This is a genomic window from Janibacter indicus (assembly GCF_900176385.1).
Lineage (GTDB): Bacteria > Actinomycetota > Actinomycetes > Actinomycetales > Dermatophilaceae > Janibacter > Janibacter indicus.
In genome coordinates this window covers 331,281-338,299 of the sequence record NZ_FWXN01000003.1, presented here as the reverse complement: position 1 = coordinate 338,299, position 7,019 = coordinate 331,281, and the positions used below count along the sequence as shown (strand labels likewise).

Here is a 7,019-nt window from a genome sequence, read left to right as displayed (position 1 = left end):
AACCCACCGGCCGAAAACCCGGCCCACAAAAGCAATAGCCGGACCTACAAAAACGTAGGTCCGGCTATGCCGATGTCCTGAGACATCACATTGGTAGCGGGGGCGGGATTTGAACCCGCGACCTCCGGGTTATGAGCCCGGCGAGCTACCGAACTGCTCCACCCCGCGTCGGTGTCTTGCGAGATGAAACTCTACGTGAACGAACGGGGCAGACCAAATCAGCCCTCGTCGAGGGTCGCCGACCCGCCTCCCGGCTGGGCCTCCGCGGCGTCTTCGAGGTGCTTGCGCAGCTCCTTCTGGGCCTTGTCGTAGGCCGCGAAGTCACCCTTCTTCAGGGCGTCCTGGCCCTCCTTGTAGGCCTGCTCCATCCCCGAGATCGCCGCACGCAGCTTCTTCTCGTCGGCCGTGAGGTTCTTGGGCTCGGTCGGTTCCTTCGGTTCCTCGGCCGGCTCGTCACCGCCGCCACCACCCCCTTCGCCCACGCCGGCGTCGCCGCCGAAGAGCTCGTCGAGTGCACCGTCGAGGCTCTGGCCCCAGGCGACCCGACCGGCGAAGGTCGCCACGACGATCCGCAGCTGCGGGTAGCTCGTGCCCGACGCCGAGGAGATGTAGATCGGCTCGACGTGCAGGAAGCCCTCGCCGACGGGCAGCGCGAGCTGGTTGCCGAAGTGCACCTGCGACTCACCGCGGTTGGCGTTGTTGAGGTAGTCGGTGAGCGTCTGCGTGCCCGAGCCGGTGGTCGACGTCGACGAGACGATGTTGTTCTGCACCTGGCCGACGCCGGGGACGGTCGTGTCGCGTGGCACCGACAGCAGGCGAAGCTGCCCGTAGCCGGACGCCGGTTTGCCCGCCGCCGAGCCGGCATCACCGTCGGCCGACAGGTAACCGGCCATGACATTGCGGGTGCCGCGCGGGATGTAGGTCGAGGTGAGCGACCACACCGGCTGGCGCTGGTCGGGCATCGCCAGGGACAGGAAGTAGGGCGGCTGGGCCACCCCGTCGTCGCCGCGCGAGGGGTCCTCTGGCACCCGCCAGCGGTCCTGGCCGGTGCGGAAGTCGCTCGCCGCGGTCACGTGGTAGTCGGCGAGCACGGCGCGCTGCATGCGGAAGATGTCCTCCGGGTAGCGCAGGTGCGACATCAGCTCGCCGCTGATCGACTCGGTCGACTTCAGCAGCCCGGGGAAGGCCTTGTCCCAGGCGTCGACGATCGGGTCGTCCTCGTCCCACTTGTAGAGCCGGACGGTGCCGTCGTAGGCGTCGACGGTCGCCTTGACGGAGTTGCGCATGTAGTTGATCCGGTCGCCGACGAGCGAGCTGCTGCGCTGGGTCTGGACCGAGGAGACCTGCCCCGACTGCACGCCCGAGATGGAGAAGGCCGTGCTGTAGGGGTAGTCGTTGGAGGTCGTGTAGCCGTCGACGACCCACTGGATGCGCCCGTCGACGATCGTCGGGTAGACGTCGTCGTCGAGGGTCAGCCACGGGGCGACGCGCTTGACCCGCTCCTTGGGCGTGCGGTGCTCGAGCAGCCGCGAGTCGCTGCCGACGGCATCGGAGAGGATGAACTTCACGTCGCGCTTGGTGATCGCGTAGGCGGCCTGCCGGGCGAGCGAGCCGATGCCGACGCCGCCCTTGCCCTGATAGGTGTAGCGTGACTCCTCGCCGCCGGTCGGCCGGTCGACCTCGCGCGGGGTCGAGGTGTCGCCCTGACCGACGATGGAGAAGTGCTGCATCTCCTCGCCGAAGTAGATCCGCGGCTCGTACTCGCCGAACTCGCTCGTCGGGCTGAGCCACTCGGGGTCGCCGCCGCGTGACTGCGCCCCGCGGGCCATGACGAGGCCGTAGCCGTGGGTGTAGACGGTGTGGTCGTTGACCCAGTCGCGCCGGTCGGAGGGCACCTTGTCGAGGTCGAGCTCGCGGGCGCCGACGACGACGTCGACCATGTCGCCGTCGATCTCGTAGCGGTCGACGTCGAGGTCGTCCTGGAAGGTGTAGTAGGGCTGCTGGGCCTGCAGCTCCTGGTAGGTGGGGCTGACGACCGCCGGGTCGAGCAGGCGGATGCCGGGGATGGAGTCGGCGTCCTCGCGCAGCTGGCCGGACGAGACGTCGGAGACCGCGTCGTAGGAGGAGGTCTTGACGTCGGTGACGCCGTAGGCGTCGCGGGTGGCGTCGATGTTGCGCTGGAGGTAGGGCTCCTCGAGCGAGTTGCGCGAGGGCGAGACCTTGTAGGTCTCGACGAGCGCCGGGTAGATCGAGCCGACGACGACCGACAGCACGACGAGGGTGCCGACGGCGATGACCGGCAGGCGCCACGAGCGCGAGCGCACCGAGGCGAGGAAGAGCCCGGCGCACATGGCCGCGGCGACGGCGAGGATGTACTTGGTCGGGACGATGGCGTGCGCGCCGGTGTACCCGACGCCGGTGAGGACCTCGCCCTCGCGCGTCGTCAGGCCGTGGGCGTCGAGGATGTAGCTCCACGCCCGCAGCAGCGCCAGCACGGCGGCGATGATCGCCAGGTGGAGGAAGGCCGCGCGGGTGGACCGGCCGCGGCCGGGCGGGACGATGCCGCCGTAGACGTAGTGGGTGAAGAGCGAGGCGAGCAGCGTCGCGATGGCCACGACGGTGAGGAAGCCGACGACGAAGCTCCACCACGGCAGCGAGAAGAGGTAGTAGCCGATGTCGCGGCCGAACTCGGGGTCGGTGGTGCCGGTCGAGCTGCCGTTGCGCCACAGCTTCCAGGTCTGCCACTGGGCGGCGGCGGCCAGTCCGCCGAGGATCCCCAGGACCGAAGGGAGGGCGATGGCCGTCGTGCGGCGGAAGGGTTCGATGGCGCTGCGGTACTGCGCGAGCGCGTGCTCACCGGCCGTCATCGGCACGGAGAGCGGCCGAGTGCGGTGGGCGAGCCACAGGCTCACCGCGATCGGGACCGCCGTGACGAGCCCGCCGACGACGAAGAGGAAGACCTGGGTGCGCAGCCGCGACCACCACATGCCGGAGTAGCCCAGGGACTGGAACCACAGCGACTCGGTCCACAGCGAGGCTGCGAGCGTCACCAGCACGATGACGGCTGCGATCGCCAGCAGCACCTTGGTCAGGCGTGACCGCGGCACGCGTGTGGAAGGGGGGTCCTCGCCTCGGGGCGGCGGCGCGCCCCCTTCGTCCGGCCAACTCGCGCTGCTCATGGTGAGGCCACCGTACCCAGCCCGCCTGAGCGGCCGTAGGGCAGCATGGTCTTCGTGCCCGACTCGTCACCAGACCCCACCCCCACCACCGAGCCGCTCGCGGTCGCCGCCCTCGAGACCGAGCGCCACGTCGCCGCCTCCGGGTGGGACCAGAACCCCCGCGTCTTCGCCCTCGTCGACACCGCAGCGCTCGCCGCGGCCGAGCCCCAGCTGGCCGCCTCGCTCACCGGCGACGCCGACCGCGCACCGGGCGCGCTCACCGCGATCGAGCAGGAGGACCTGCCGCGCACGGCCAAGCTCGAGTCGCTGCTCGGCCGGATGGCCTGGCCCGAGACCGTCGACGGGGTCGCCCTCGCCGTCGAGCGCATCGTCGTCCCGCCCGGCGCCGAGCGTGACCTGCCCGAGGACCCCGACGCCGCCGTCGATGCCCTCGCGGCGCACCCGCAGCGCGAGGACGTGCGGCTGCTCGTCGCGGTGCACCGTGACGGTCGGGCGGTGTGCCTGCTGCGCCAGCGGGCCAACGACCGCGACGACCGGGTGGCCACCGGCGAGGACATCGCCCCCGGCCTCGTCCACGCCCTGCGGGCGACGCTCGAGGACTGAGCACTCCCCCCTTCGCCCGGGGGTGGAACTCGGCGGTCAGGAGGCGCGGGCCACGACCTGCTCGCACGTCTGCAGGTCGCCGGTCTCGCCGTCGGCGATGGCCTCGACGGTCTCGGTCGCCTCGTCGAAGTCGCCCACCGCCGCCACGCGCAGGCCGTCGGGGACGTGCCCCACGACCTCGTCGCAGTTGCTCTCGGGCGCCAGGAACCACTGCGCCCCACCGGCCTTGGCGCCGACGAGCTTTTGCTGGATGCCGCCGATCGGGCCGACGGTGCCGGCGTCGTCGATCGTGCCGGTGCCGGCGATCTGCTCGCCGCCGGTCAGCGGACCGGGCGTGATCCGGTCGTGGACGGCGAGGGCGAACATCATGCCCGCGCTCGGGCCGCCGACGTCGCCGGCGTCGATGCGGACCTCGTAGGGGTAGTCGTACTTCGGCTCGAGGGCGATGCCGATGCCGGCCCGGCCGCCGCCGAGGTCGGTCGTCTTGATCTCGACCTCACGCTCGCGCCCCTTGCGCTCGACGGTCAGGCGGACCGTGTCCCCGGGCGTGCGGTCGGAGATGGCGCTCACGATGTCGGCGACGTGCTCGGTGCGCTTGCCGTCGACCTCGAGCACCTCGTCCTCGAGCGCGAGGCGCCCGTCGGCCGGCAGGTCCTCGGCGATCGTCGCGACGAGGTTGACCTGCGGCACCTTCACACCGGTGCTGCGCAGGCCGACCGCGATCGAGTTCTTCTGCGCGCCCTGCATCTGGGCGGTGTTCATCTCGCGGACCTCCTCGTCGGTGGTGTCCGCGGGGAAGACCTCCTCCTCGGGCAGCACCCGGGAGTCGCCGTCGAGGTGCCCGGCGACCCACTCCCAGACGTTGATGTGCCGCTCCGGGCCGCCGAGCACCCGCACGGTCGTGAAGTACAGGGCGCCGTCGGTCGGGTAGCTCTTGGTGCCCTTGACCCGCACGAGGTCGGTGCCGTCGTCGAGGGCGCCGAGGGTGTCGGTGACCGGCCCGGGCTTCTCGACCGCATAGGGGACCTTGATGAAGGTGCCGGCGAGGACGACGACGAGGAGCACGAAGGAGATCGCGAGGATCCACCGGGCGATGCGCTCGCTGCGCGGGATGGCAGACACCGGCTGGGTCACAGGGCCTCCTGACCCGGGTGGGAACCATCCGGGGCCGCTCGTGGTTGGGTTGAAGGACAGCACATCCTCTCAGGAAGAGAAGAGACGTCGACGTGAGCAACGACCCCAGCACCCCGTCCGGTTCCCCCGGGGACGACGGTCTGCCCCCGGAGATCGCGCGGATCTTCCGCGACCTCAACGGCGGCCGTGACCTGCCGCCCCAGGTCGTCGAGCAGCTCAAGGCGATGGGCATCGCCGATGCCGACCCCGGCCAGGTGGCCGCCATGACCTCCCAGATCAAGTCGATGTTCACCCCCGGCGCCATGACGAAGGGGGTCGACGTCGCCTCCGCGACGACCGCCGCCCGCGAGGCCGCCGAGGACGAGGACCACGAGATGGGCGAGCGCGAGCGGGGCCTGGCCGAGCAGGCCGCCCACGTCGCGTCGATGTGGCTCGACCGGGTGACCGATCTCGAGGCCCCGGGGCTCACCGGTGCCGCGCTCTCGCGCAGCGAGTGGATCGAGGAGACGATGCCGGTCTGGGCCTCGCTCGTCGACCCGGTCGCCGACGGCCTGTCCGCCGCGATCCGCGACTCCTTCACCTCGCGGCTCCAGGGGCCCGACGCACCCGACCTGCAGGCCCTCGGTCTGCCGGCCGGCATGGACCTGTCGATGCTCACGCAACAGCTGGCCCCCTTCGTCGACACGATGGCGTCCTCGCTCATCACGGGCCAGACCGCCGAGGCCGTGGGCGCGCTCTCCTCCGACACGCTCACCGCCACCGAGGCCGGGGTGCCGCTGCTCAGCGGTCGGGTGGGGCTGCTGCCGGGCAATGTCGCGGCCTTCGCCGAGGGGCTCGACGTCCCGCTCGACGAGGTGTGGCTGCACCTGGCGGCGCGCGAGGCCGCGCGCACCCGCCTCTTCACCGCCGTCCCGTGGATCGGCCCGCAGATCCTCGCCGCGATCCAGTCCTACGCCCGCGGCATGGCCATCGACACCGACGCCATCGACGCGGCGGTGCGCGAGGTCGACCCGAGCGACCCGTCGGCGATCCAGGAGGCCCTCACCGGCGGCTTCCTCAACCCGACGCCGACGGCGGCCCAGCGCGCCGCGCTCGCCCAGCTCGAGACCTGGCTGGCGCTCGTCGAGGGGTGGGTCGACCACGTCGCGGCCAGTGCCACCGCCGACCACCTGCCGCACACCGCGGCGATGACCGAGACGATCCGGCGCCGGCGGGCGACCGGCGGACCGGCCGAGCGGACCTTCTCCGGGCTGGTCGGCCTCGAGCTGCGGCCGCGACGGCTGCGCGATGCCGCCAACCTCTTCGCCGCGCTCGAGGAGCGGGTCGGGGCGAGCGGTCGCGACGGCGTGTGGGCGCACCCCGACGTCGCGCCGACGGCCGCCGACCTCGACGACGTCCTCGGCTTCGTCGAGCGCACCGCGGCCGGCGAGGGCAGTGGCGAGCACAGCGACCTCGACGACGTCCTCGAGTCGATCCTGCGCGAGGCCGACGAAGGCGGCTCTGCCGCAGGCGGATCCGACTCCTCCCCCGGCGACCGGTGAGCACGCACGCCCACCTCGACGCCGACCTGCACGAGCTGCTGACCGGATGGTCCGCGCCCTCGCCCGAGCAGGAGCGGCTGCGCCTGGACTACCTCGCGCACCTCGCCGCGCACGAGGACGCGAGCGCCAAGGCGGGCCCGCCCGCGCACTTCACCGCGTCGTGCCTCGTCGTCGACGAGCCCCGCGAGCGGGTGCTGCTCACCCTGCACCGCAAGGTCGGCCGGTGGCTGCAGTTCGGCGGGCACATCGAGGCGAGCGACCCCGGCATCGCCGCGGCGGCCCGGCGCGAGGCGGTCGAGGAGTCGGGCCTGCCCGCCGGCTCCCTGCGGCTGCTGCCCGAGCTCGCCCAGCTCGACCGGCACGCGCTCGGGTCCGGCTTCACCCGCTGCACCGAGCACCTGAACCTGCGGTGGGTCGCCGTCGCCGCGGCCGGCGCCGAGCCGGTCGTCTCCCCGGAGTCGATCGACGTCGCGTGGTGGCCGGTCGCCGCCCTCCCCCCGGACACCGACGCCTCCATCCGCGCCCTCGTCTCTGCATTGCCGTAGGGCAATGCAGCCTCCTG

The 7,019-nt window shown here is 72.1% G+C and carries 5 protein-coding genes and 1 tRNA gene; 3 read left to right on the top strand and 3 right to left on the bottom strand.

What is annotated here, in order from left to right:
• Window positions 1-91: 91 nt before the first annotated feature.
• A tRNA-Met gene (locus B9B60_RS05205) sits at window positions 92-168 on the bottom strand.
• A 50-nt stretch (window positions 169-218) separates the two neighbouring features.
• Window positions 219-3,179, bottom strand: coding sequence for a UPF0182 family membrane protein (locus tag B9B60_RS05200; protein WP_084450129.1), 2,961 nt, complete (start codon window positions 3,177-3,179; stop codon window positions 219-221).
• Between the two features lie 45 nt (window positions 3,180-3,224).
• On the opposite strand from B9B60_RS05200, the gene B9B60_RS05195 reads away from it, so the two are divergent.
• The gene (locus B9B60_RS05195; RefSeq protein ID WP_084450128.1) at window positions 3,225-3,782 is read left to right on the top strand and encodes a PPA1309 family protein; all 558 of its coding nucleotides are present in this window, start codon (window positions 3,225-3,227) and stop codon (window positions 3,780-3,782) included.
• A gap of 36 nt (window positions 3,783-3,818) precedes the next feature.
• Here B9B60_RS05195 and B9B60_RS05190 read toward each other — a convergent pair whose 3' ends face one another.
• Window positions 3,819-4,916, bottom strand: a complete 1,098-nt coding sequence (locus B9B60_RS05190; RefSeq protein ID WP_084450127.1) for a YlbL family protein — start codon at window positions 4,914-4,916, stop codon at window positions 3,819-3,821.
• A gap of 92 nt (window positions 4,917-5,008) precedes the next feature.
• Here B9B60_RS05190 and B9B60_RS05185 point away from each other — a divergent pair, with 92 nt between their 5' ends.
• Both B9B60_RS05185 and B9B60_RS05180 read left to right on the top strand, forming a co-directional pair.
• The gene (locus B9B60_RS05185; protein ID WP_084450126.1) at window positions 5,009-6,457 is read left to right on the top strand and encodes a zinc-dependent metalloprotease; all 1,449 of its coding nucleotides are present in this window, start codon (window positions 5,009-5,011) and stop codon (window positions 6,455-6,457) included.
• Window positions 6,454-7,002, top strand: a complete 549-nt coding sequence (locus B9B60_RS05180) for an NUDIX domain-containing protein (protein WP_084450125.1) — start codon at window positions 6,454-6,456, stop codon at window positions 7,000-7,002. Before B9B60_RS05185 ends, B9B60_RS05180 begins: the two co-directional genes overlap by 4 nt.
• The last annotated feature ends 17 nt before the right edge of the window (window positions 7,003-7,019 follow it).